The organism is Deinococcus sp. YIM 77859 (genome assembly GCF_000745175.1).
In the GTDB taxonomy this organism is placed as follows: domain Bacteria; phylum Deinococcota; class Deinococci; order Deinococcales; family Deinococcaceae; genus Deinococcus.
Window position 1 is genome coordinate 1535001 of sequence record NZ_JQNI01000002.1, and the last position, 25244, is coordinate 1560244.

Genomic DNA, 25244 nt, shown 5'->3' on the forward strand with positions numbered 1-25244 from the left:
GCGCACCGAACTCACTGATGCTGATTTCCTTGGCAGGCACTTCGCCACGGGATTCGGGAAGAGAGGTCACCGTCATGCGTGAAGCGTAACACCATTGGAGAAAGAAAACTGTGCGCGACCAGCAAAGTGGAGGCCATCGTCCCAGCACACCGCAGGTTTGCAGGGCTTACATTCCTTGAGCGCGCTAGTGTTAAGATGACACCATGACCAATCCCTACGCCGAGTGGTTTGAGCAGGTCCGCGCGGAGTATGGCGAGCAGTTGGGGGCGATGCCCCTTCCAGAAGGCCTGCCGGAACACCTACACACCCTCATTCAACAGGGGGATGAGGAAGCCATTCAGTTCATGATCAAGCTTGCTTGGCAGTTTGGTGCTCAAGTCGGTTACGCCGCCGGGGCAAAGCAGGGCGCGGTCACTCGCACGCCTTCCCGCCCCAGCCGCGTTCAGGCCTAGAGTCCCCCTTCTCGCTAGGCCACGGCCGCCACACCGCCCCATCCTGCCCTTCCTACCCGGCATGATGGGGCCATGTCCTTGCCATCCTCTACGGCACCGACTCGCCCTCTCGTGCTTCAGCCCCGGTTCTCCCAGCGGGTGTGGGGCGGAACGCGGCTGCTGCCCGAATCGCCCACGCCCATCGGTGAAGCCTGGGTCGTGTACGAGGAGAACCAGGTTCAGTTCGGCCCACACGCCGGGTACACGCTGGGGGAACTCAGCGCTGCCCATCCCCGCGAACTTCTGGGCAGGCGGGCGCAGGGCACGCGTTTTCCCCTGTTGATCAAGCTGCTGGACTGTGCCGAGTGGTTGAGTGTCCAGGTTCACCCTGACGACGCCCAGGCCCAGCGGCTCGCAGGCGAGGGGCAGCTCGGCAAGACAGAAGCGTGGCACATCCTGGAAGCCGTTCCGGGCGCCGAACTCATCGCAGGAGTTCGGCCGGGAACGGACGCCAAGGCCCTGCGCACGGCGATCCTCGCGGGCCGGATTATGGACTACGCCGAGCGGCACACCGTACAGGCAGGAGACACGGTCTTGATGCCGGCCGGAACGCTGCACGCCCTCGGACCTGGCCTGCTGCTGTACGAGGTGCAGCAAACCAGCGACCTCACCTACCGGGTCTATGATTGGGACCGTCCCGCCAGCGCTGGGCGCGCACTCCACCTCCCCGAGAGCGCCGAAGTCACGACCACGACCCGGGTTGCGCCCCAGCCCAGCACCCCGGGCCAGCCGGGGGAAGTGCAGGAACTCACACGCTGCCCCTACTTCGTGCTGGAACGGCTGGTTGGTGAAGGCACAGCCCTTCAAGCAGACACGCTGGGCGAAAGCTTCCACGCCCTCACCGTCACTGCGGGTGAACTTCACCTCACAGCCGGGGGCGAGACACTCAAGCTGGGACCACTCGAATCGGTGGTGGTTCCTGCGGCCGCCGGAACGTACAGCCTGACAGGCACGTTCCAGGCACTGCGTTCACGGCTGCCCTAGGTCTGGTCAGTGCCCCTTGGCACGCGGCCTCGCCCAGCAGCCCAGGCTCTCCTCACCGGGCACCAGCCCCAGCGCCGCCAATTCGACCAACACCGCCCGAGCAAAGATCCTCAGGCTCTCGGCATCGGCCTCTTCGACGGTCAGAGCGTCAAGACCGAGGTTCCGGGCCTGCTGAGCGAGAGAACGCGCAAAAGTCTCGTTCATGCTGCCAGCATAGAAAACCGCCCCGGCGAGGCACCGGGGCAGGGGCAAGGCCGCGAAGTCTCAGTCGTCGGCGTGGGAAAAGGCCGCACGGTCGCGGGCGTCAGCTTCGCGCAGGGCGCGGATGCCGCGCACAATCGCCAGCGTGAGGAAGTAGGCCAGGGCGGGCACCAGGAAGGTGGCGATCCACAACACCGTATTGGCGTTTCCAGTGGTGAGGATGCCCGAGCTGATCAGCTCCGGCTTGTAGCCTGCCACCGACCACACCACCAGAAGGGTCATAAAGGCCACGCCAGCCGCGAGGCGAACAGGGTGGTTGGTGGGGTTTTCGGCGTAGTACATGTTGTCGCGGCTCCGGTCCAACATCGGCACCGCAAACATCAGCAGGAGGACAAGGGTGGGCAACACAATCGCGCCCACAAACTCCGAACCGATCACGCCGCCCAGAATCTCAAGCTCAAAGCTGGGAATAATCGCCAACGCCCCGAAGACCCACAGCAGGTACCAGTCGGGCTTGATGTTGTTGATGGGCGTGGTGCTGGGCGGCCCGAAGAACTCCACCGGGTGTACCGGAATAAAGGCGCTAAAGAGCACGATAATCGCCGCAAACAACACCGCCAGCAGCAGCATGATGGGCGTCTGCTGGGTCATCAGTGGCACGCCTACAATCTTCTTATAGGCGATGCGCTTGGCGTACTGCGGCTGCGTGTGCTTCTGCTTGATCATGATCAGCATGTGGGCCGCAGTGAGCGCCACGAGGATCATGGGCAGCAGCATAATGTGGTACCCGTACACCCGCGGGATGATGCCCGCTCCCGGAAAACGGCCTGCAAAAGCCGCCTGGGCCACCCAGTCGCCCACCCAGGGAATCGAAGCAGCAATGCCGTAGATCACCTTGAGGGTGTTGTAGGCGTAGTTGTCGTAGGGCAGGGCGTAGCCGGTCACCGCCGTGAGCGCCGCAAAGATCAGCAGCAGCATACCGATCCACCAGTTGATCTCACGCGGCTTCTTAAAGGCACCCGTGAAGTAGATGCGCATCATGTGAATGACGGCCGCAGCAACCATAATATTGGCCGTCCAGTGGTGGATGCGGCGCAGCATGTCACCAAAGGGCATCGCATTGATCTTGAGTGCCGAGTGGTAGGCTGCCGGGATAAGGTTAGGGTTGTCGGCGGTGCCGGGGTCAAATGAATTGACCACCATGCTGTTGCTGGGCTCGTACGAGAGAGCGAGCAGAATACCGGTGAGAATGAGGATAATCAGGCTAAACAGTGTGATTTCACCCAGGAAGAAACTGTGGTGAACGGGGAAGGCTTTGCGCAGGAACTTGTCGTTCAGGCGCGAGATGTGCAGCCGCTCATCAAGCCACTGGTTCATGCGAGCTGTTCCTCCACGGTCTTCTTGAACTCTTCCCATTCCGCCTCATGGATGTAGGGGTAAGGCATGCTCAGAAAAAAGCCCGTTGCGACGATGTTGTCGCCCTGCGCCGCGATGGGAAGCTGAGCGAGTGGGCGTGGAGGCGGTCCACCCACCACCACCGCTCCCCGTGTGGGATCGTACTGACCGGAGTGGCAGGGACAGCGCATGCCGATTCCCCGCTCCTCATCGCTCACCGAGCAACCCGCATGGGTACAGATATCACTGTACGCCACAACCTCTCCATCGATGGTGGCCTCCAGGTTGGTTGGTGCCTTCAGTTGTCCTTTAGGAAAGCGGTAGAGCGCCAGAATGTTGTTGGGATCGCCGTCGCGGACCAGCGGCGCCCCCTGCTCGTCCTTGCCCTGCGGCCAGGCACGCACCAACTTCTCGCTCAGTTCGCTGAGCTTAACCGGCTGACCCTCATTGGGGCCTTCAGCGTGTACCAAGATATCTCCCTTAAGGGGCGGCATCTTGTCACGGGTCAGGCGAAACACGGGGTTGGCGGTACCCAGTGTGCTCAGCAGGCTCACGCCGCCTACGGCTACGGTCGTGCCCATCGCCACGTTGATGAACTTGCGCCGGGTGATCTCGGGATCTTTTCTCTTGTAGCGGGTCATCTTCAGCTTCTCCCTTGTGCCGTTCTTCCGGGGATTACCAGGGGAACTCGCCGCTGGCGTCCTCGACGAGCACCTCTCCGTCCATGAAGAACTTCTTGTAGAGACCAATAGCGACAGCGATGGTAAAGAGGATCATCGCCGCGTAGAAGCCTTCCATCGCCACGTTGGGCATCTCCTGGTTGGCCCAGGCCGCGTAATCGGCCACCATCTGCCGCACGAACAGCACGCTAAACAGCAGGCCCAGCAGCAGGGTCACCACCATCGCCAGCATAGCCACCGGCGTCGAGCGCGTCTTGTGAATGCCCGGGTGCAGTTCTTGCCCTTCGGCCCACACGCTGTAGAGGCCGATCAAGCCATAGGTGAGCAGCACCATCACAAAGGTGGCCAGGAAGATTTCAGGCAGCTTGATGTCCTCGGGGACAAAGCGTGACCGGTTCTTGAGCACCTCCGGGTCCACCTTGGTCTGGCTCTCGGCCACCGTAGCGGGCGTCAGCGGCTCTTCGATGTTGTTCCCCCAGGAGTGCAGCACGTAGTTGGCGACGGCGTACACTTCCTGCTCCGAGAGCTGCGTAAAGGCCGGCATCGCCCCCTTGCCCTTGACGATGGTGCTGTGGACGTACACCGGGTCCTTGACGATCTTTTCGTTTCCTGCCAGCGCCGGACCCGCACCTCCCTGGCCCTGAGCGCCGTGGCAACCCGCACAGTTCGCGGCGAACACCGCCTTGCCGACCGTAGGCCACTCGCGGTTGATGCTCGCCACCACCGCCGGGTCCACCACCACGGGCTCCGGCGCCGTTTCCTTGTTGAACAGGAACAGCAGGATAATCCACATAATGGCCGCGCATACGATGGCGACCCAGGGCATGACAGCGTCGTTTCTCTCCACAGTTCCTTCTCCTCGCGCTTGAAGTGCCTGCTGCTCCAATGCCTGCCGAAGTGGCTGCTCGCCTCCCCTGAGCCTTTTTCAGGCAGCCGGATGCGGTCCAGCATACCACCGGCCCGGACCTCCGCCGTGCTGTGCGGCGAAAACCAACGGACTTCCGCAGCGTCAGTATGCCCCTGACCGAGCGGTTAAATGTCCCCGCCTCTGCTCGGCAGAACCTGCCCTAGCGTCGCCAGCAGGGGCCACAGCACCGCAGCCAGTACGCTGGTATCCCGGTTATCAGGATGCTCGCGGGGGTCAAGGCCGCCCTCCGACAACACAGCGGCGACAAGGGGCCGCGGCGTGAACAGCACACCCACATCGTGGTGTAGGCCGCGCAGCTCACCGCTTTTACTGGCCACGCGGTACAGCAGTGCGCCATCCGCGTCCCGCGGAACGTGCCGTCCCAGCAGGTCGCGAAACTGTTGCCGTGTGAGGATGGCCAGGGCCCGCTCGGTATGTGCCGGGTCCAGCAGCTCTCCGCGCGTGAGTGCCCCCAGCAGCGCGGCCTGATCCCGAGGGGTGGTGTGGTTGCGTTCGCCCCGGCGCTGCGCCGCGTTCTGCTGTTCGGGAGGCAGTTGCAGCAGGCCGACCAGCCGGGTCCCCACAAGCTTTCTCTCCTCCAGCCAGGTGTTGACGCGCTCTATGCCCAGCCGCCCCATCACGAGATTGGTGGCCGTGTTGTCGCTCACGACAATCATCAGCGTGAGCAGGTCCTCCCAGGTGAGGGCCAAGCCCGCTCCAAGCTCGTGCAGCACGCCGGCCCCGGGTACTCGGTCCTCGGCACGCAGCGTCACGCGCTCACCCAGCTCCAGCCGTCCCGCCTGCGCCTCCTCCAGCGCCAGAATGAGCAGCGGCACCTTGATGGTGCTGGCCGCCGGAAAGATCCGGTCCGCCTGCAGCGCGTACAGTTCCCGGCCGGCAAGGTCGGTGATGAGGATGCCCACCTCTCCCCCATAGCCCCGGGCGCGCAGCTCCGCCTGTAGGTCGAAGGTCATTCGGGCAGGTCCAGCCCCGCTAGAGCCGCAAAGGGATGGGCCGCTCCCCTAGGCCGCAGGGTGCAGAAGGCCGGTCCCCCTTCCGGCTCGACGCGGTGGGGACACTGCGGGCACTCTGAAAACGCCTGCTCGGTGTAGGCGAGGTCCAGTTCAGCAGAAGCCACCCTCCACTCCCGGCCACACCCCGCCTGAAAGGTCACGGGAGAGGCGACAGGAGCGGGGTTGCGTGGGCGAACTTTGGGCATGGACATTCTTGAGGGCGCTGGTGCCCGCTCTTGCCACAGGCAAGAGGCCAGGGGCCACACGCTTTTTTTACTCCAGGTTAGCGATGCCCTCGCGGATGGCGTACAGAGCGGCCTGGGTGCGGTTATTGAGTTGCAGCTTGGTAAAGATTTCGGAGAGGCGGTTCCGAACGGTCTTTTCGCTGATGTCGAGCCGCAGGGCAATGTCCTGGTTGGAAAAGCCCTGAGCGAGCAGCTTGAGGATCATGGTCTCGCGCTCGTTGAGGTCGGCGTGCTTCTCGCTGGGCAGCTCCTCGCGCTTGTCACGGAAGTCGTCGAGAACGTTTTGCGCGAGGTCGGCGTCCAGCAGCGCCTCACCCGCCGCGACCCGGCGAATCGCGTCGATCAGGGTGGCCGAGTCGGCATCCTTGAGGACGTAACCACGCGCGCCCGCCTTGACCGCCTCGAAGACGTACCGGTCCTGGCGGTACATGGTGATCATGATGACCTTGGCCTGTGGGTCGATTTCCAGGATGTTTTGGGTCGCTTTGACGCCGTCGAGCTCCGGCATCTGGATATCCATCAGAATCACGTCGGGATGCGTCTCGGCCGCGTAGCGGATCGCCTCACGCCCGTTGGCAGCCTCGCCGATCACGCGCATGCCCTCGGACTCCAGCAGGCTGCGCAGCCCCTGGCGGAACAGCGCGTGGTCATCGACGAGCAGGACGCGAATCATAGGTTCAGTGTAGCGGGAGCTCCACAGAAAACGGCAGTCCGTCCCACCATCGGGGAGGCGAGTAGCATGACGCTTGTCAGAGCTTCCCGGGTAGACTGCGCCGCGTGATTACCTGGTTTGATGCGCTGCTCGTCACCGTATGGGCGACCGTGACGGCCCTGGGAGCGCGCCGGGGACTGGCGGGACTGCTCTGGGGCCTCGGGGGCGCGGCGGTCTGTTTCCTCGCCAACCTGCTGGCCCGCGGAGCCCTCAGCGCCGCCGTTCTCGCCCTGCTGCTGGGAGCTGTCCTGGCCCTGATCCTCCAGCGGCTGGTGCCCAGCACGACCGACCGGCTGTGGCAGGCGGCGGCGGGGGCACTGGGAGGCTTCACGCTGGGTGGGCTGCTGATCGCGACCCTTACGCTGGGCTTCCCCCTGGGGTTACAGGTCGGGCCCAAAGGCCGCAGCAGCGTGTACCCGTCCACCAGCTTGCCCCCCGTCCTGTACGTGGCCGTTCACCGCTCCGTTTTAAAGAGCAGCCTGATGAGGGTCTGGCGTGCCCACCCGGCCCTGCAACTTCTGCTGATCCCCGACCGCGTGGAGCCCCGGCGCTGAGTTTCAGCGCTCCGCCTGCGGTGCGGGCGCTTCCAGGTGCGGCTCACCTCCTGCGCGCTGGCTGAGGACCGTTGCCGCCACCACCAGCAGCCCGCCCAGGGCGCCGCGCAACCCCACCCGCTCACCGATCAACAGAAAGCTAAAGAGCGTGGCCGTCACCGGCTCCAGCGCGTAGATCAGGCTGGCCTCGGCGGCGCTGACGCTGCGCTGGCCGACCGTCTGAAGCAGCGTGGTCACGGCTGTGGCCGCCACACCCAGGTACAGCAGCGGACCCCAGGCCGCAGCGGGCGGCCAGAGCCCAGCCGGAGCGGCCAGAAGTGCCCATCCCCAGGCAAAGAGCGTCACGGCCAGCAGCTGCGCAAAGGTAAAGCGCAGCGCCTCGTGCCGAGCGGCCGTGCCCTCCAGCGCGATGATGAAGCCCGCGTAGGTCACCGCGCAGGCCAGCGCCCAGGCATCCCCGATCACCAGGGCTCCTCCCTCCCAGGAGAGCAGGGCCAGGCCCGCCACCGCGAGCGGCAATGCCAGCCACAGGGCCGGGGGCATTCGCCGCCGCTGCGCGAGCGTGAGCCACACAGGAACAAGCACCACGCTCAGGGCCGTGAAAAAGGCCGCACGGTTGGCCGAGGTCGTCTGGAGGGCGATGGTTTGCGTGCCGTACCCGGCGATCAGCCAGGCTCCCAGAATGAACCCGTCACGCCAGAGGAGTCGGGATGGGCGGGACAGGGCCGGGGCAGGTGCCCCCCCACGGGTGAGCAGCAGCACGGGCAGCAGCGCCACGCTGGCGATCAGGAACCGCCAGGCGATCAACACACTGGGGGTCAGCAGCTCCCCCAATTCCTTGACGACGGCAAAGGTACTTCCCCATAGGGCCGTCACCAGAACGAGAAGCAGAATGCCGCGGGCGTGAGGAGACACGCAGGGGATTGTACGGCGGTCGCCAACGCAAAAGCCGCCCCGGTCCAGACGCGGACGCGGGGCGGACGCAGCTCGGAGGGCAAAAGCTACCTCACTTGCACCTGAAAACAGGTCCGCACTGTTTCCCCGGCAACGAGGGTACCGAGGTTGACGGTCAGGCCGCTGTCGGTCAGAGTTCCGGCGTCGTCTCCGGCAGCAGCGGTGTAGTTCCCCGTCGTTGGAGAACCGCTGGCCGGCCTGCGCTCCCACTTGATGGCCTTACCGCCATAGGCAGGGTCAGTGGTGACGTTGGTCAGCGAGTATCCATTGCTGTTCAACGTATCGCTGAGGACATAGTTCGCCAGGTCCGCGCCACCCAGGTTACGGGTGTCGATGCAGTATTCCAGCAGGTCACCGGGCCGCACCTCCGCACTGTTACTGAAGGTACCCGCGGGCAGGGTTCGCACCTGTTTGGTCACCTGCGTGAGCACCAAGCGCGTCGTGACTGTTCCGGTATTGCCCGCGTTGATGTTGCTCGCTGCCTCGTTCGGGTTACGGACGGTCGCCGTGTTGGTAAAGGTCGCGCCCGCTGCTGTGCCGGGAGCCACCCGCACCCGGTTCAGGGTGATGGTCTGGGGCGTGCCCGCGGTGAGGGTACTGGTCGTTGTGCAGGTGATGACCTGTCCAGAAATCCCGCAACTCCAGGTGCCCGGCCCCGCGGTGTAGTTACCCGCGGCCGTCCAGCTCAGACCGTTTGGGAGGGTATCGGTCACGGTGGTGGTTCCCGTGGCATTGGCATTCGCCGTGTTCACGGTCAGCGTGTAGCTGATGAAGCTGTCCGTCGCACCAACAACGGGACCGGCAGCGGGGTCCGAATTGGCCACTGTGCTGGGGCGAGCAAAGGCAGGGCCGGACTTGGTGAGGGTGAGGTCGGGGGTAGGCGTGACAGTAGTGCTTACCGCTGCACTGTTGTTGGCCGCATTAGGGTCAAAGCTACCACTGCTTATACTGACGGTGTTCTGATAGGTGGCCGCCGTATTAGGCACAGTTACTGTAATGGTATAGGTCTGGGATGTATTCGCCAAAAACTTGCCAGTTGTCCAGGTTACGCGGTGGTTGGTCGCATCATAGCTGCCGCCCCCGCTTGCACTCACAAAAGTCACCCCTGCGGGCAATGGGTCGCTGACTACGACGTTGTAAGCCTCTTGGGGACCCGCATTGCTTGCAGTAATAGAATAGGTCAGGGTACCTGAGCCCTGCTGAGTGGCCGGAGCCGACTTAATAACACCAAGGTCAGCCGTCGTACTGGTGGCCATTAGGACCGCGCTGTAGAGCATGAGCAGTTCGCCGGACGCTGAGTCCACCGTCGCAGTCAGTGAGGTGGTTCCGCTGGAAACTCGGCTGGATAGGTCGAAGGTGTCAAAATCCAGTCCACCCACCACACCAGGACTGGTGGTCGCTGTGTATCCAGTTGCTGTACCGCCGTCGGTCGGCCCCACCGTGAGACTCCCGTTGAAGATGTCGTTGGCCGGGTTGAGCGAATTACTCACTGCAAATGCTGCATCAAGGTCAGTGCTGAGAGAGAGGGAGTCGTTGGATGCTCCTGTACTTGCGTCACCGTCGGAAACAAGTAGTGTCGTCTTTACAATCTTATCAGTGCCCGCTGTAGCATTAGGAACTCGCAGGCCAGAGAGAGTCACGCTCGCTGCCGCCGCCGAAGCATAGCCCCCAGTTCCTCCAATATACTGAAGCCCGTCAAATAGGGCTAATGTCTTGTTGCTCTCGCTCGGCAGACTATAAATAATATAGAGCGCCCAATTACCATACATCGTGGACGTATTGCAGGTTTGGGACCCAGACGCATTAAAAATAGTGAGGTCGTCCATTTGAAATTGCGCGTTGGGATTGCTGCGGACGATACTGGTGACGTCTGCGAAGGCACCCATCCCAAACTGGGTTTTGGTGACGGCGGAGCTGCCTCCGCTAGGGCCAACGCTTCCCGACCAGGTACGGCTTGCAGTCACGTTGTTGGTCGCTGGAGCAGTCGTGCCTCTCACATAAAACTTGACCGCGTTGTCGATGAGCGGCAAACCATTGTTGAAACCGATTTCTCCAGCAGAGGCCGTCCAGTAGAGGTAAGCCTTGGTCACGGTCGCTCCACTCGGCACCAGCTGTGCTGCGGTGGGGGCCGGGGAAACCGCTCCATTAGCTACACTGAAGCCTACCGTCGTCGCCGCTGTGCTCGACGTCAGCGTACAAGAGGCCCCGTTCGTACTGCTGTTGGTGCTGTTGGCGCGAAATGACGCCCCGGTCGTGACATAGTTGATCGTCCCCGTCGCGGTCACCCGCTGGGCCAGGGGAAGACTCTGGGTGTTCGCCACCCCTGCTCCCAGCAACCCCATCAGGGGCAGTAGCCTCAACAACCAGCCCTTCACTTCTGTCCTCCCAGCGTTTCATCGAGGGTCAAATCCAGCCGCAGGTACAGGCCCCTCTTGGTGTATTGGCCCGCCGAGGGCAGCCCCTCGAAGCCCTTGAAGTTGTACCCGGCGGTGAGCCAGGTGCCGGGCAGAGCGCGGACACTGGCTTCCAGGCCGTAGCCCAGCACATCCGTCGCGGTGGAGGGCTGTGTCAGCATTCGGCCCCAGCCGCCCACGCCAAAGCGGTCCGTGAGGTAGGCCGTGCCGCCCAGAGACGCCTGCACGGTGAAGCTCCCAGGGTCGTTCAGCAGGGTGCGGGTGTCCACCGCGCCCCGCACGGCCCAGCTTGGCTGACGGTATTCGGCGCTCAAGCCACCACTCAGCTCGGGATGACCCGCCGCGAGGGTGCCCCGCAGAAGGCGGACGTAGCCCAGGCTGTTGAGGGTGCGGGTGCGGTAGGCGTAGCCCAAGGTGAGACGCTGCCCGTTTTTCCCCGCGCCGAACTCGGCCAGGCCGTCGGTGGTCAGGGTGAGGCTGGGGGTGACGCTGCCGGTGAGCCCGCCGCGCACGACCGTTCCCAACTGGCCTTCCCGGTACGTCAGATCAATGCCCGCCGCAGCGCTGAAGGTGTCCGTCTTGTAGCTCAGGTCAGCCCCGCCCGCGAGTTCGGCCTCGCCCTTCGCCACGTCGTACAGGGCACTGCCGCGCAGGCCAAGGGTGGTCCGGGAATTGAGCGGCAGGGTCGTGGCAACGCCGAAGCGGGCGCGGTTGCCCTCCCCGTCGGCGGTCGGAAGTTCGTAACCCACCGCATAGTTGACGTTACCCAGCGCGGTATCGAGCGTCAGCGCGGCGACGTGTCCCTTGCCCCAGGTGACGTCGTCCCTGAAGCCCAGCGTCACCCGGTCAGTGAGGCGGTAACGGGCCGTGATCGCCGTTGTCGTGTCGAGGGTTCCGCTGAGCGGCTGGGTATGCACCACATCCAGGTCGAGGGGCGTGCGGTGGTAGCCTCCGCTCACAACCGCGCCCAGGCCTGCCTTGTCTCCAAAAGCGTACTTGAGGCCTGCACCCACACTGAAGGGGTCGAGGCGGGATTCAGCGCGTGCCGTGACGCTGCCGCCCCGAGCCGTGGGCGTGCCGTGGTACTCGCCTTCCACCACCGCGCCCAGGTTCCCCCCCAGCCGCGCCGCGTAGCTCCCGCTCACATTCAGTCCCACACCAAAGGGGGCGAGACCCGCGTAGCTCGCCGCCTGGTAGCGGGCCTTGAAAGTGACGGCGCCGTTTCCCAGGCGGGTGGCGAGGTCGGCACTCGCCTGCACACCACCGGAGTACGCCAGACGGGTGTCGGCACGGGTGGAGCCGTCCTCGAAGGTGGTACGTACCCCGAAGGTGACTCGTCCGTCCAGGCTGACGGCGGCGGCCCCAGCGGAATACCGCGGCCCGTCTTGCCGCACCTGCACCCCGTAGGCGAGGCGGCGTCCGGCGTCCGGGCGGGCGAGGCGGTAGCTCGCCAGCACCCGCACCTCGTTCAGGCTCGCGTCCACACGCTCCAGCGGGCGCAGCAGGGTGACGATGCCGGTGTTGGCATCCAGGGTGTAGTCAGCGCCCCGGCGCAGCAGAACGCGGCCCACTTCCTTGCCGCTTCCCCGCTCCAGCGTCACCATCTCCAAGGTCTCGCTGCCCTCGCTGAGACCCGTGTGGGGCAGGCGCAGGATGCGGGTACCGTCCGGGATGAGCGGCTCTTCCACCACGCGGTCGGTCGGTACCGCCGCGACAAAACCGGAAAGGGTGGGGGTGGTCTTGGTGGTCACGGTGAGAGCGGTGAGCTGTTCCCCCACCGGCAGCACGTCGAGGGGCACCTGCGTCCGGCGGTACTCGGCGCGGAAGGACGGGTGGTCATACACCGCCGCCACCGGATCAAGACCCTGCAGGGGCGTCTCGGTGAGGCTGGCGTCACCGTACACGGGCGAGCGGAGGTTGGGCTGGTCAGTCTGCGGCAGACCGTCCTTGTCGGCGGCGGCATAGAGCTTGCCAGCTCCCACCGGGGTCTCCAGCGAGGCGCGGGCCTCCCAAGTGAGGTCCTCGGCGAGGTTGAGGTCGCCGTCCAGGCCCAGCGTGGCACTCAGGACCCCCACGCCAACGCTGGAGCGGTCGGGCGTCACCTCGTAGCGGTACGTCACCACCTCCTCCCCCAACAGCACGTCCAGGCGCAGGGTGGTGGGCGCGGCCTGCGGCTGGAGTTCAAGGAGGCCCTCGCCGTCCGTGAGGCGTACCTGGTAGCCCGCCTCGCCGGGGTTGGCGTCGGGTATGCGCGGCTCGAGGCTGGGCCGCACCGTCAGGGTGGGCTGTCCCGAGGGCGTGCCAAACGCGTCCAGCGTTCGTATCCGCAGGCGCAGCGGGGTGCTGCCGTCCGCCACCAGGCTCTCCGGCGTGAGCTCCACCCGGGTTGTCCCCCCGGCCAGGGTGACGGTGATCTCCTCTGCACCCATCCGCAGCACGTTTGGACCAGGCCGGAGAGGAACGCCGACATAGGTGAGGCGCTGCACGCCGCGCTCGCTGTCCTGGACCTCGCTCCCCAAGCGGTCTTCCCCCACTGGAACACCGTTCACAGTCAGGGGCGGACGCTCGCCCTGGGGCAGCTCGACCACCACGCTGATGCGGTCGCGGGTACGAAGCACACTGCCCGCGAGCGGCAGCCGAATGACCCCGGGGTTCTCGCGCCCCTCCGGGGGAGCAGGCTGGCTCGCGGCCCGGAGGTCTGCAGGATCGATGCGGCCGCTCAGGACCTCGGTCCGTTCTCCTACGAGGCGGACCAGGAGCGCGGGCTGGGGCAGCGCCCCCAGGGGGGCCGTGTGGCTGAGGTCGTAGCTCAACACGCCGCTTGCCCGAGCGGGCAGAGTCCAGTACAGGACGCCGCTGGGGCCGCGCCGCGGGTCAGCAAGCGGCTGGCCGTCCAGTCTGGAGCTGCCCGGAACATAGGTGCTGCCCGCAGGCAAGGCCTGAGCAAGCACCACTTCCCGCGCCTGAGCTGGGGCCTGAAAGGGAAGGGTGACGGTGCTGAGGCGCTCCTCAGCGGTGGCAATGGGCGGAGCTGGGAGGGGCACCGCGGCACTTTGGGCGCTCACGGAAGCGGCCAGCAGCAGGGCGGTCAGCGCGGCGAGGGTCCTGGTCAGGTCGGCGTTCACGTCAGTTTCTCCCACGGAGGACAGGGTCGGTCACGGCGGTGCCCGGTTCCCCGGCGTAGGCAAAGCGGTAGGTCAGGATGGTTTCACCCGCCGGGAGCGTACCCTTAAGGCTGTTGCGGCCTTCTTGCAGGCGCGCACCCAGCGGCAGGGGGTCTTGCAGCTCGCACTCGGGAACGGCCACCGGGGTGCTGATGCGAAGGGTGACCCGGTAGTCTTGACCGCTGGCCTGCACCGTCTTTTCGATCCTGACCCCCCGCGTGACGAGCACCGTCCGGCGCTGCGCCGTCACGTCCCCTTCAAGCGGGGCCAGCGGGAAGTCCACCCCAGTCAGGCCGCGCACCTGCACGGTCGGCGTGCCGGGAAGCCCGCCGTCTCGCGGCACGTCCAAGGGAAGGTAGGGCGTCGAGTGGGGGTCCAGGCGCAGCGCGTACGTCCCAAAGGGCACGTTGGCGAAGTGGTAGCGGCCCGCCGCGTCGGTGAGCGCGAGGCGCCCGCCCGCGAGCAGGAGCCGAGCACGTTCGACCGGTGTGTCGACCTCTGCGTCGAAAAGACCGTTGTGGTTCCGGTCCACAAACACCGTTCCCAGGATGTCCCCCAGCGGCGCGAACGCACCCAGGTTCAGGCGGGTCACGGCGGTCGCCACGTTGCTGGTGATCGCCCGCACCGCTCCACCCGCCCCAACCCCAACGACCTCCACACGGTTCACGAGTTCGCCGCTGGCCTCGGGGGTAATCCGGGCCTGGTAGGTGAGTTCGAGGGTTCCACCCGCAGGAATCGCCCCGAGCTGCCACCGCAGCACGCCATCTGCGATAGACGGATCAGCGAGGAGCTTCCCAGCCAGCGTGCTGGTGCCGGGGAGGTAACTCAGGCCGCTCGCCGGGGTATCGGTCACCACGGCGCTCTCGATGGCGGTGGTGGCGGAGAGGTTTTGAATCCGCAGCGTATAGGTAAGGCGGTCTCCGGGCACCGCCTGGGCGAGGCTCACGGTCTTGCGGACCACCAGAGCGGCACTCCATACCGGGCTGGCGACCTCGTTGCTAAGAAGCGGCGTGGGGAGCTCCGCCGAGGCCATCTGGAAGACGTTCTTCAGGGTCTCACCATCGGTGGCACGGAGGCTGACCCGCGCGGTAACGGTAAAGGCGCGCGTTTCGCCCGGTGCGAGGGTAAAGGCGGGCCAGGTCACCTCCTCCGCTCCGGGAACACCGCTCACCGCACCGCCCTCTGATGCCGCCACAAAGTCCACGTGGGGCGGAAGGGAATCACGAACGCTGACAGCCGTCAGGGGCCGGGTATAGGGGTTCCGCACCTTGAGGGTGTAGGTCAGCGTCTCGCCCTGGGCCACACTCCGGGTCGGTGCGGGCGATACGGTCTTCACGAGTTCGGGCAGGCCCGCCTCGATTCCCTGCACGAGGTCACGGGTGGTGTTGCTCGTGCCGCGTGCCCCACTGACCGTGAGTAGGGCCTCCAGGGCTCCGGGCTGCGCCGCCTCGTAACAGACCCGGACCAGCGCCGTTTGGCCGGGGTCAAGGGGAAGCGGCTGGGGGAGGGCAGCGCCGTTCCCGCCGTACAGCCGGGCCTGGGCCTGGCCCTGCGGGTACGTCACACGAAGGGTAAAGGTGTCGCGCACGTCCCCGGTGTTTTTAAGGGTGTGGTCAAAGCATACCGCTTGGCCCACCACCGCGAAGGAACGGGTCTGGGTGTCGGCCGCCGTGTGCTCGGGAGCCTCGGGCAGGCCCACCGGACCAAGGGCAACCCCAGGCTGATAGCGCACCTCGGCGCTTGCCCGCCCCTGCGTGTTCTGCCCACCGGTGGTCGCGGTCGCCACATTGAGCACCGTTTGGTTCTCGGCCTGCTCGGTGGCGCGCATGCGAAACCGCAGGGTGAGTTCCTCCCCCGGCGCAAGGCTATTTACCCGCACCCGCACGCCGCGCACCCCTGCGGGTTCCGTTTCCTGCCACGCCACGCCGTCTCCGGTGTACTCGACCACACCGGCGCTGCTCTGCGCGCTTCCCGGCACGAACACCAGGCCCTGCGCGAGCTGCCCCTCGAGCGGGTCAGTCAGCATGACCTCGCGGCTCTCGCCTCCCCCCGCGTTGCGGGTGGTGACGGTCACGGTCGTCTCGTCCCCGGGGCGCAGCAGGGCAGGCTGAAAGGCCTTTTGCACCGTCAGGCGCGGAGGGGGCCCCACGTCCACGCGGCTCACGTTGTTGTCGTCGTTGTCCCCGCCGGGGCAGCCCGCCACCAGGTTCACCCAGGCGCTTCCCTGGTCGCCGCTGCGGGTTTCTACCACCAGCAACAGGTCCGCCCGGCCACCCGCAGGCAGCGTCACCGCGGCGCTCGCCTCTCCCGGATCGGGCGTCCCGTTGCCGTTGCGGTCGGCGTACACCTGCGTGGCGGGCGTCAAGGTGCTTCCCGCTTCCGTGCGGGCTGCAACGGAGATCCCAAAGGTCTGGTTCCCCGCGTTTACCGCCGTGTAGCGGAAAACCGCCCGCTCACCGGGCAGCAGCGCCGCACGCTGTCCGGGCGCGGCCACGCTGCCGTTAGGAGTCACGCTCACGGCACACACGGCCTGCACCACGGTCCGGACCACGTTGGAGACGGCCGTGGTGGGGTCACCGGGGGTCGGGGGCTCGAAGGTAGCCGTCGCCTGGTTGGTGAGCTCGGTCCCGGCCGGGGTCTGGGCCAGGGCCGCGCCGCAGACGAGCAGCCCAGCGGTGACCAACAGGTGGGACAGGAGGGGCAGGAGGGACTTCAACGGGGTTCTCCTCGGAGGGCGGGAAGGCGGGGGAACACGAACGGGCAGAAAAAAGAGTCTGTGTTGGCACCAGCGGCGCGGCCTCACGGAAAAAGGCCGCGCCGCCGAGAATTACTTGATGACGACGTTAAAGCTGATGTTCAGTTCACCCTGGGCGGGGAACAGATCGTTACTGTCCACCGAGCCGTTGCCGTTGGTGTCCACACCGATATCCACGCTGGTCACGCCGGGGTAGACCATGACCTTTGTCCCGTTGTTGAGCGTGACCTCCTGGCCGCCGCTGGCGGGTATACCGCTCGTCTGCCAGGTTCCACCGTTGAAGCGGTACAGCACTGTGCCCGCCGTAAAGGTCTTGGTCGCCGTGACCGAGTGGAAGGCCGTCCAGGTAAAGACGTTGGTGTTGGGGTTGCTGCTGGACTCGGTGACGTAGAAGCTCTTGAGGCCCGCGTTGAAGTTGTTCTTCGCGGTGATGGTGTAGCTCAGGAGGTCACCGGGGCGCGCGGCGGCCGGCTCGGACTTGGTGAGGGCCACCCCCTTGTTGCCCGGCTGCTCGACCGCGATCTGGTTGTTGTTGTCCTCGCGGGTGATGCCGCTGTAGACCGCCGTCACCCGCTGGTTCACCGTCAGCAGCTCGGTCACGCCGTTCCGGGTGGTCGCCTGGGCATTTGCCGGAATATCCACCACGGCGTAGACCCTGAGTTCACTCTCGGGCGACACCGCGCCGGTCGTGTAGGTGCGGGTGCTGTCGGAGTTGGTGGTGAAGCTCAGCTCGGTGCCGGGCTGACCGCCATTGTCGCTGAAGTAGCGCACGTTCACCGTCTGGGTACCGACCGTGCCGTCCGACTTGATCACGGGCACGACGACCGTGCCGCTTAGGGTGTAGGTGTCGGTGTAGGCCCCCAGGTTGGCAAGGTCCATCGGGAACACGGCGCTGCTGTCGGTGTTCACCCCCGTCCCGGTCCCGGTTGCCGCACCGGGAACGACCGACTGAATGGGGGCTGGCGTGGGGCTGGTTCCCAACTCGGCCGTCGCGTCACCAAACTGGAGCTGCGGCGGGTAGACCGTATCGGTGGAGGTATCGTCGGCAAGGGCGTCGCCGTCGTTGCTCGAATCGGCGCCGATGTTGAGAACAATCGGGCTGGGATTGGCGTTGACATTGCTGTCGAAGTCGGGATAGGTGACCACCGTGCGGTAGTTCAGGGTCTGCCCGCTGGGCACGGTCAGAACCGGGTAGTTGTCCGAGCTGAGGGGCAGCGGGTTGCCGTCCTTGTCGGTAAAGCGCACAGTCACGCCATCCGGGAGCGTGAAGGAGCCGTCCGGGTTGGGAGTGGCGCTGGGACTGCCACCTTTACCCGCCGTTCCCGTGGGAAACAGCCGCACCGTATCGGCAAGCGTGCCGCCGTTGGTCAGGCTGTTCACAAAGGTGACCGTATCGGCGGTGCTGTCCCCGTCCGCCTTGGGGTAGGCGATCTGGTTGTCCGGACTGACCGCGACGATGTTGGTCGTGGGCCGCGTGGGATCCTCGTAGCCGGGCACGCTCGTTCCCGTGCCGGGGGGCGTGACGGTGGTGCCGGGCGTCTGCTGGCCATTGCCGGTGTTGTTGTCCCCGTCGATCACGTTGTTGGTGATGCTGGGCGTGTAGATCACCGCACGGCTGTACTGGAGGTCGCTTGCCGCTTCAGTCTGCTGGATGATCTGCCCGGTCGCTTTGTCGTACACGTCGGCGATGCCCTGCGGGCTGGCCGCATACTGCTCACCCGCCTTGGCTGTCTTCGGCACGGTGATCACCTGGATGATGCTCACAACGCCCTCGTCGGCCTGCGTGTCGAGCCGGTCTACCGGAACACTCACCTGCGTGACGGCCCCGGCCCGGCGTTCGGTCTCGCTCAGGATGCCGTCCCCGTCGGTATCGATGTAGTACAGAACGCTCGCGGGAGTCTGGGGGCTGCCGTTGACGTTGAAGGCGAGCCTCACCAGGTAACCGTCCACGTTGCCGTTGTTCTGCACGAAGTACGCGGTGGCGATCTCACCAGCCTGACCATTCGCCTGCTCGGGGACCGTCTGCTGCTCGTAGCCCGCCGGCAGGGGCGTGGTGGTGGCGGTCGTGCCGTCGGCGCCCGTGCGGTACACGATGTCAAAGTCCGGCTTGGGCAGCACCTTCGTGCTCACGGTGTTCGACCTCACCGGATCGGCCACCGGCTGATTGGTCGTGGGGTCCGTGAAGGTGGCCGTGGCGGTGTTCGTAATCACGGTGTCCGCGGGGGTGCCTTCGGCAGCGGCGACACCCGCAGCCAGAGCAGCGATCAGGGCCAGAATCTTGGTGTTTGCCTTCATACGTTCTCCTTCGGTGACCCCGAGCGTTCCGCTCCGGGCAGCACGGAATTCACTTCACCTGCACGCGGAAACCGAGGGTCTTCTCGGCCCCGGCGGGAAGCAGCGGAATGGTCCAGCGAACCGCCTGGTACTCGCTCGGCCGCACCTCGACCTCGCGGGTCACGGCCTTGCCGTTTTCGGTCACAGTGACTTTCTTCTTCAGGGGAGCGGGGGCAAAGGTCTTGCCTCCGTCGATGGAGTACTCGGTGCGGACGCCTTCGGGGGTGGGGCCATCGGGCGCGAGGTAGACCATGTTGGGGGGCACGGGCAGCTTGACGGCGACGTTGCCCAGCGCACGGGCCGAAACGTTGCGCGCAGTGACCGTCTGAGCCAAAATGTCGCCGGGGCGAACACTGGCCGGATCCGCTACGCGCTTTTCGGTGACCTTGCCGCCGACCGTGACGGTCTGGAGAAGCGCCTGTGCGGCATGCAGCACAAGTGGAGAGGCGCTCTGAGCCATGGCCGCACCGGAGAGGGCAAGCAGCAGGAGGGGGGCACGGGCTTGCATGTGGGCTCCTTCGGGAAAGAGGGTGGCCAACCTGCACCCACCTCCAGCGCGGAGGGCGGCAGGCCTTTGCCACAACACAAAAACGACCGACGGACGTGACCCTTTGGGGATTCACGGTTTCGTCGGTCGCACCACTGGCTCCTCGTGCGGCAGGTGCCCGGCTACACCGCACGGCTCATCGCCCCGGAACGAGCCCACCCTAATAAGGAAACCTTAACGAAATTCTTACAAAGTGCCCTGCCGCTGGGAGCCCGCTGCGCGGTAGGGCGAAGTTGCCCCTGAGGGCGAAGCGTTACAAACAGGCCGGGTGAGCCGCGCCATCCTGTGAGGACGGAGGTCAGCCATGGCGCGTGTCACGCGGTACAGCAAGTTCGAGGGCGAACTCGACGAGCTCGATTCGAGCGAGCTGATGCAGATGATCCAAGAAGCCCTGCTGGGCAAGGGGATGAATGACCCCTACGACCCCGACCCGAATGCCCGGCCCTCCATGGACGACCTGTTTGACGCCATCCTGGAAGCCCTGGCCGAGCGGGGCATGATTCCCGAAGAGCAGTTGCTCGAAGCGCTGCAGGCGGAGGACGTGCGGCAAACGGCCCTGGGCCAGCAGATCGAGCGCCTGATGGACCGGCTGCAGCAAGACGGCTTTATCCGCAAGGAATTCGACGACCAGGAGGGGCCGGGTGGCCAGGGCCAAGGCGGCGAGGCGCGGTTCCAGCTCACCGACAAAAGCATCGACTTTCTGGGCTACAAGAGCCTACGCGACCTGATGGGCGGGTTGGGGAGAAGCAGCGCGGGCGCGCACGACACCCGCGAGTATGCCTCGGGCGTCGAGATGACCGGCGAGCTAAAGAACTACGAGTTCGGTGACACGCTGAACCTCGACACGACCGCCACCCTGGGCAACGTGTTGAGTAAAGGCTTCGAGCACCTGGAGGAATCCGACCTGGTGATTCGGCAGGCGGAATACAACTCCTCGGCGGCGACGGTCGTGCTGCTCGACTGCTCACACTCCATGATTCTGTACGGCGAGGACCGGTTTACACCCGCCAAGCAGGTGGCCCTCGCCCTCGCGCACCTCATCCGCACCCAGTATCCCGGCGATAGCGTCAAATTCGTGCTGTTCCACGACTCTGCCGAGGAGGTGCCGGTCTCCAAGCTCGCGCAGGCCCAGATTGGCCCCTACCACACCAACACCGCGGGCGGCCTCCGCCTCGCGCAGCAGCTCCTCAAGCGCGAGAACAAGGACATGAAGCAGATCGTGATGATCACCGACGGCAAGCCGTCCGCCCTCACGCTGCCCGATGGCCGCATCTACAAGAACGCGTACGGCCTCGATCCCTACGTGCTCGGCGCGACCCTGCGTGAGGTCGCCAACTGCCGAAGAAGCGGCATCCAGGTCAACACCTTCATGCTCGCCCGTGACCCCGAACTCGTCGGCTTCGTGCGGCGGGTGACCGAGATGACCAAGGGCAAGGCGTACTTCACCACGCCGTACAACATCGGCCAGTACGTGCTGATGGACTTCATGACGAACAAGACGAAGCTGGTGAATTAGCCCCCTTGCCGTCTCCATCCGGGCGCCTCTTTTCAGCCATCACTCGTGCAGCCGGAGGCGGTCGCAGAGTGTGCCTTCGGGGACAGGCGGTCCGGCGAGAAGGGGCGGCTGGGGCACTTCAGGCCTGCCCGCGCCCCTCCTTGACCGCGTGCGCACTCATGCCCCACTGGTGGCCGCTACTCTGAACGCCCTCCAGAATGACGCGGGCGAGTTCACCCAGGGTCGCACCGCCCGCCCGCACGTCCATGCGGAATTCTGCGCGCAGGTCACTCAGGCTGGTGTCGTCCAGCATCAGCTCGGTGCCGTAGCGCAGCGTGGTGGGCGGAACGATGAGCAGGTCAGCCTCGCCGGGCTGGATGGCCTGCCGAAAGCAGCGCCCGGTCAGCAGCCCTGCCACGGTGGTCACGCGGCCAAACGTCCTGTTCTCGATGGCCCGCACCTCCACCTCCAGCCCTCCGATCTGCCGCAGGGGTTCTACCGCTCGGTCCAGCGATTCGGCAAAGAGCAGACCGGTCCCCAGGATCACGCGGCGCGGCGCAGGAAGCGCGGCGGGCAGCTCGGAGGGTTCCTCGCTGAGGAAGTCGCGGATCATGCCCACACCGTTTTCCAGCATGGGAAAGCCCTCGTATTCCTCCTCGCTGGGCAGCGGTTCGCCGGCAAGCAGGTAGAACTCGTCGGAGGGGAACACGAACCGAGTCCCGCGCTCTCTCAGGAATTTCCGGCGCCAGCGGTTCAGGCGTGCCAGCGTATCTTGCGCCTCCTCCCGCGTAAACGTTCGCACGTCAGGCAGGTTCCGGCGGTGTCCGGTCAACCCGATGGGGACCACAGCCGCCGAGATCACATTGGGACGGCTGGCCAGATACTCGATCGTCTCATCGAGGTGTTCGCGGTCGTTGCGCCCAGGAACAAGCACGATCTGGGTGTAGAGGTCAATGGGCTCGAGCCGCTCGATCATGGTGCGAATCTGCACCGCCTGCGGGTCCTTGACCTTGAGTTTCCACCACTTCATCAGATCCTGGCGCAGTTCCTGGTTGGCCGTGTGGACCGACACGTACAGGGGCGAAAGGTTCTCGTCCAGAATCCGGTTGATGTCACCTTCAGTCAGATTGGTAAGGGTCACAAAGGAGCCGTACAGGAACGACAGCCGGTAGTCGTCGTCCATGATGTACAGGCTCTTGCGAAAGCCGCGCGGCATCTGGTGGACGTAGCAGAAGTCGCATTTGTTGGCGCACTTCTTGATGCCGTCAAAAAGCACTTCCTCGAAGTCCAGCCCGGGGTCTTCCCACTCCACCTCAAAGGTGAAGGTGGGGGCCGCTGGGTCGTAGGCGAGGCGGTGGTGATCCTGCGCCACCCCGAGCACCCCGCTCAGGACCGTGGGCCGCGCCACCGGGCGACTGATCTCCAGCGTTGCCCGCCCCTGTGAGAGGCGGTGGCGGTAGGCGAGCACGTCCGTCACAGGTTGGCCATTGACGCGGATCAGCAGGTCACCGGGCTGCACACCTGCCCGTTCAGCGGGACTGCCCGGCTCTACGGTTTTGATGGGTGCGGGAAAGACCTCGGTCTGTTGTTCAAGCTGTTCGGCTGCGGTCACGTTCTCCCCCGGGCTGGTTCGTGATGGGCGGGACGCACTGGGGTCCCGTTTAAACAGGTCAGCTTATCAGAGCGGCGGGGAGAAAGGTGTGACGGGTGTCCCGCTGGATTGTGGCCTTTTCAGCACATGATTCTCACGCCTCTCTTGGCTGCTCAGCTTCGCACTTGCTTGAAAGGCTCGGGTGGGCAGAGCAGCCGCCCCTCCCACAGAAGAATGAGCCGGGTGAGGTAGGGACATGACCCGCTATGCGCCATCCTGCGTTGGGGAAAAACTATCTTCCCCACATACCTTGAACTGCTTCATTCCCTTTTTCCCTCTTTTTCCCTCTCCTAGATACCAAATGTCTGACCTTTTAATACTAAGGGAAATTGTAAAAGCCTCTACATTAGTCCCTGTTGTGGCCTCATATCATCCCCGCCGTGAAGAAAGTATTGCTGTTTTCCCTGACAGGTCTTCTTGCCCTATCCTCTTGTGGCATTGGGCACACTCCTCCTCAAGTCGAATCTTCAGTAAGCACAAGTGCAGACACACTGCCTCCAATTCAAGCCGCCACCCCCCAGCAGCTTGCCATCGGGAAACAGCTCTACACGAAATTCCGATCCCAGTCGGGCGTTGAGTATAGTAAACTTGATTGGGAGCAAGGCCAGGTAGCTGATCTAGGTGAATATTCTTCTCTCGTCGTCCCATCTAAGGATGATCCTACGGTAGTAGTCAGCATTAGGATTGATGGAGAGAAAGCAGGAACCATTAAGCAGTCATCCACTAGGCTTGTTAATGGCATAGTGGAATCTAGAATATTTAATTCAGCAGAGGGTACTGTATCTGTTGCTTATTTTGATACTGCTGGCAAGTTTATCAGGGAAGAAGTAGTCAGCGATGATTCTTTAGGTGCTCAGGCCACCTGTGCCGAGATTAAGGAACAGCTTGATGAGGCAAGGGAAACGGAAGCAGAGCGTTTGGAGAATGCTGTCATTACTGTAATTGGCGGTACAGTGGCAGGCGGCGGGGCTGGGGCAGTTGTAGCGGCTGGAATCAGTGGCTATTATCTATATAAGGCAGCATCTGCTCGTAGGGAAGCCAACAGACTCAAGACAACGTACACGCAGAACTGCGGCTAGTTCAAAACAACTCATATGCATAAGCTCTGTATGCCATACTACTCCGAAAAAAACAAGCTTCTAACCGTGGTTTCCGTGTTGTCTGTATGCCTTATGGGTGTGAGCCTGGTGATCTCACTCTTACGCAATACTGATTTAGAGAGAATTCCCCTATACTTTTTGATAGCGTTCCTGGCACAGGAGATATCAGTAAAAAGATTCAGATTGCCAATATACGCTATGATGTTACTAACTTTTACACATTTAGCTATAGCTATCTACAGTATTCTAGTCGCCGCTAGCTGAATCTTTACCCGACGAATTGAGGGAAAAATCGTTCGGACACCCTCCGGCGGCTACCTGAGGTGCGGTTTGGCATTCTTCAGGCTGAGCCTGCTCTGCGAAATTGCCCTGCACCTCAAATGTGCAGCGCCGCCAGCCCCCTCGATGCCACATCGCGCACGCCGAAACTCATATACGGCGTGAGGTCCGTCTCCTCGGGGTTGACCTCGATCACCACGCCGCCTTTCCGCAGGGTCTCGAACGCGAGGCCCGCCGCCGGGTACACCACGGCGCTGGTACCGACGATCAGGGCCACATCCGCCTCCTGAAAGGCGCGGGTGGCGGCCTCCAGGGCCCGTTCGGGCAGGTATTCCCCGAACCAGACGATGTGAGGGCGCATTCGGGCCGCGCAGACGGGGCAGATCGGCGGGGGCGTAAAGTCGTCCGGAGCCGGCAGGGGCGCGACGGTGCCGCACGTCTCACACCGGGCGTGGGTGAGGTTGCCATGCAGCTCGACCAGGCGCTGACTTCCGGCGCGTTGGTGCAGCCCGTCCACATTTTGGGTTGCGAGAAAGAAGCCTTCCCCCTTTGCGCGTTCGAGCCGAGCGAGCAGGCGGTGCGCCTCATTCGGCTGGGCACGGGTCACGTCGGCATACCGGCCCGCGTACCACTGCCACACCGTTTCTGGGTCACGGCGGTACGCTTCCGGACTGGCGAGGTCTTCCGGGCGAAAGCGTGCCCAGTGACCGGTCTGCGCGTCGCGGAAGGTGGGAATGCCGCTCTCGGCGCTCACGCCCGCGCCGGTCAGCACAGCCACGCGGCGGGCCTTTTGCAGAGCGGTACGGGCCTCTGACAGGTTCATGCGGGTAGGGTAACCCGTGCGCCGAGCCAGGGTGCGAGCAGACGACGCCCGGCGCGCAGGGTGCAGGCCCCTTGGCGTCCCCCACCGTCACCCGCTCCAAGCGCTCGCGGGACACGCACAGATACGGCAGGAAGGCCATCACCTTCCCGCCGCCAACGAGGACCGGGTTTACATCTTCAGCTCGCAACCCTTGGCGGGAGCCGCCTTGCGCAGTTCGGCAATACGGGCATCGGCCTTGTCGATGACCTCACGGTTATCGAGTTCGTTCACCACAGCGCCAGGGAAGAAAAAGATCGCCCAGGCAACATTCTCCTTGCTGAACCCCTTCTTCTTCTCGGCTTCCGCTCGTACCGCCAGGGCCTTGCTAAAGTCCTCTTGCATCTCAGCGCAGCTCATCTCCGAGACGGGCTTGAGGGTGGCGGTGCTGTACTTGGGCGCACAGGCCGAGAGCATCAGGGAGAAGGTGGCGGCCAGAAGAATCATCTTTTTCATCTTTTCCTCCGTTTCCTCATCTAACACAGGAAACCTGAGAAGGCAAGCAAACCT

Annotated in this window: 22 protein-coding genes and 1 riboswitch (1 of these 23 only partly in view); of the genes, 5 read left to right on the plus strand and 17 right to left on the minus strand. The window is 64.5% G+C overall.

What is annotated here, in order from left to right; all coding sequences use genetic code 11:
• Nucleotides 1-76, minus strand: the 5' portion of a protein-coding gene (locus EI73_RS07565; protein ID WP_034385658.1) for an iron-sulfur cluster assembly accessory protein. It extends 347 nt beyond the left edge of the window; only the first 76 of its 423 coding nucleotides appear in the window; its start codon is at nucleotides 74-76; its stop codon lies off the left edge, out of view.
• A gap of 127 nt (nucleotides 77-203) precedes the next feature.
• On the opposite strand from EI73_RS07565, the gene EI73_RS07570 reads away from it, so the two are divergent.
• Complete coding sequence (locus EI73_RS07570; protein ID WP_034385660.1) at nucleotides 204-452, plus strand: hypothetical protein; 249 nt, start codon at nucleotides 204-206, stop codon at nucleotides 450-452.
• A 72-nt stretch (nucleotides 453-524) separates the two neighbouring features.
• Nucleotides 525-1475, plus strand: coding sequence for a type I phosphomannose isomerase catalytic subunit (locus EI73_RS07575; protein WP_034385662.1), 951 nt, complete (start codon nucleotides 525-527; stop codon nucleotides 1473-1475).
• A gap of 6 nt (nucleotides 1476-1481) precedes the next feature.
• Here the strand turns inward: EI73_RS07575 and EI73_RS07580 are convergent, their stop codons facing one another.
• The 7 genes from EI73_RS07580 to EI73_RS07605 form a co-directional block, all read right to left on the minus strand.
• Nucleotides 1482-1679 (minus strand): hypothetical protein, encoded by a 198-nt coding sequence (locus EI73_RS07580; RefSeq protein WP_034385664.1) that lies wholly within the window; start codon nucleotides 1677-1679, stop codon nucleotides 1482-1484.
• Nucleotides 1680-1739: 60 nt separating this feature from the next.
• A complete protein-coding gene (locus EI73_RS07585; protein ID WP_034385665.1) occupies nucleotides 1740-3053 on the minus strand; it encodes a cytochrome bc complex cytochrome b subunit in 1314 nt (437 codons plus the stop codon).
• Complete coding sequence (locus EI73_RS07590; protein ID WP_034385667.1) at nucleotides 3050-3712, minus strand: ubiquinol-cytochrome c reductase iron-sulfur subunit; 663 nt, start codon at nucleotides 3710-3712, stop codon at nucleotides 3050-3052. Before EI73_RS07590 ends, EI73_RS07585 begins: the two co-directional genes overlap by 4 nt.
• Nucleotides 3713-3746: 34 nt before the next feature.
• The gene (locus EI73_RS07595) at nucleotides 3747-4577 is read right to left on the minus strand and encodes a cytochrome c (RefSeq protein WP_081908983.1); all 831 of its coding nucleotides are present in this window, start codon (nucleotides 4575-4577) and stop codon (nucleotides 3747-3749) included.
• 206 nt (nucleotides 4578-4783) lie between these two features.
• The gene (locus EI73_RS07600) at nucleotides 4784-5632 is read right to left on the minus strand and encodes a serine hydrolase (protein ID WP_034385671.1); all 849 of its coding nucleotides are present in this window, start codon (nucleotides 5630-5632) and stop codon (nucleotides 4784-4786) included.
• Nucleotides 5629-5796 (minus strand): hypothetical protein, encoded by a 168-nt coding sequence (locus EI73_RS15920; protein WP_231557306.1) that lies wholly within the window; start codon nucleotides 5794-5796, stop codon nucleotides 5629-5631. The genes EI73_RS07600 and EI73_RS15920 overlap by 4 nt, the downstream gene beginning before the upstream one ends.
• Nucleotides 5797-5944: 148 nt before the next feature.
• A complete protein-coding gene (locus EI73_RS07605) occupies nucleotides 5945-6589 on the minus strand; it encodes a response regulator transcription factor (RefSeq protein WP_034385673.1) in 645 nt (214 codons plus the stop codon).
• A gap of 104 nt (nucleotides 6590-6693) precedes the next feature.
• On the opposite strand from EI73_RS07605, the gene EI73_RS07610 reads away from it, so the two are divergent.
• The gene (locus EI73_RS07610) at nucleotides 6694-7182 is read left to right on the plus strand and encodes a hypothetical protein (RefSeq protein WP_034385675.1); all 489 of its coding nucleotides are present in this window, start codon (nucleotides 6694-6696) and stop codon (nucleotides 7180-7182) included.
• Between the two features lie 3 nt (nucleotides 7183-7185).
• On the opposite strand, the gene EI73_RS07615 is transcribed toward EI73_RS07610, so the two are convergent.
• The 6 genes from EI73_RS07615 to EI73_RS07640 all read right to left on the minus strand — a co-directional run bounded on the left by EI73_RS07615 (nucleotide 7186) and on the right by EI73_RS07640 (nucleotide 19311).
• Nucleotides 7186-8097 (minus strand): DMT family transporter, encoded by a 912-nt coding sequence (locus EI73_RS07615; RefSeq protein WP_034385678.1) that lies wholly within the window; start codon nucleotides 8095-8097, stop codon nucleotides 7186-7188.
• 86 nt (nucleotides 8098-8183) lie between these two features.
• Complete coding sequence (locus tag EI73_RS16530; RefSeq protein WP_197050753.1) at nucleotides 8184-9626, minus strand: DUF11 domain-containing protein; 1443 nt, start codon at nucleotides 9624-9626, stop codon at nucleotides 8184-8186.
• A gap of 881 nt (nucleotides 9627-10507) precedes the next feature.
• Nucleotides 10508-13690, minus strand: coding sequence for a hypothetical protein (locus tag EI73_RS07625; protein WP_156103481.1), 3183 nt, complete (start codon nucleotides 13688-13690; stop codon nucleotides 10508-10510).
• Nucleotides 13677-16430, minus strand: a complete 2754-nt coding sequence (locus tag EI73_RS07630; protein ID WP_034385684.1) for a DUF11 domain-containing protein — start codon at nucleotides 16428-16430, stop codon at nucleotides 13677-13679. The genes EI73_RS07625 and EI73_RS07630 overlap by 14 nt, the downstream gene beginning before the upstream one ends.
• Before the next feature lie 111 nt (nucleotides 16431-16541).
• A complete protein-coding gene (locus EI73_RS07635) occupies nucleotides 16542-18764 on the minus strand; it encodes a hypothetical protein (protein WP_034385686.1) in 2223 nt (740 codons plus the stop codon).
• 49 nt (nucleotides 18765-18813) lie between these two features.
• Nucleotides 18814-19311, minus strand: a complete 498-nt coding sequence (locus EI73_RS07640) for a DUF11 domain-containing protein (RefSeq protein ID WP_034387903.1) — start codon at nucleotides 19309-19311, stop codon at nucleotides 18814-18816.
• A gap of 111 nt (nucleotides 19312-19422) precedes the next feature.
• Nucleotides 19423-19505, minus strand: a riboswitch (cyclic di-GMP riboswitch).
• Between the two features lie 149 nt (nucleotides 19506-19654).
• Between EI73_RS07640 and EI73_RS07645 the strand changes: the two genes are divergently transcribed.
• Complete coding sequence (locus EI73_RS07645; RefSeq protein WP_034385688.1) at nucleotides 19655-20866, plus strand: VWA domain-containing protein; 1212 nt, start codon at nucleotides 19655-19657, stop codon at nucleotides 20864-20866.
• 118 nt (nucleotides 20867-20984) lie between these two features.
• Here the strand turns inward: EI73_RS07645 and EI73_RS07650 are convergent, their stop codons facing one another.
• Nucleotides 20985-22457 carry a radical SAM protein gene (locus EI73_RS07650; protein ID WP_034385691.1) on the minus strand — a complete coding sequence of 491 codons (1473 nt, stop codon included), beginning with the start codon at nucleotides 22455-22457 and terminating at the stop codon, nucleotides 20985-20987.
• A gap of 419 nt (nucleotides 22458-22876) precedes the next feature.
• On the opposite strand from EI73_RS07650, the gene EI73_RS16255 reads away from it, so the two are divergent.
• Complete coding sequence (locus tag EI73_RS16255; RefSeq protein ID WP_156103482.1) at nucleotides 22877-23575, plus strand: hypothetical protein; 699 nt, start codon at nucleotides 22877-22879, stop codon at nucleotides 23573-23575.
• Nucleotides 23576-23972: 397 nt separating this feature from the next.
• Here the strand turns inward: EI73_RS16255 and EI73_RS07655 are convergent, their stop codons facing one another.
• Nucleotides 23973-24698: an NAD-dependent deacylase gene (locus EI73_RS07655; protein WP_034385693.1), complete on the minus strand. Its 726-nt coding sequence runs from the start codon at nucleotides 24696-24698 to the stop codon at nucleotides 23973-23975.
• Between the two features lie 168 nt (nucleotides 24699-24866).
• Entirely contained in the window at nucleotides 24867-25190 is a 324-nt protein-coding gene (locus tag EI73_RS07660; protein ID WP_034385695.1) for a hypothetical protein, read from the minus strand.
• Between the last annotated feature and the right edge of the window lie 54 nt (nucleotides 25191-25244).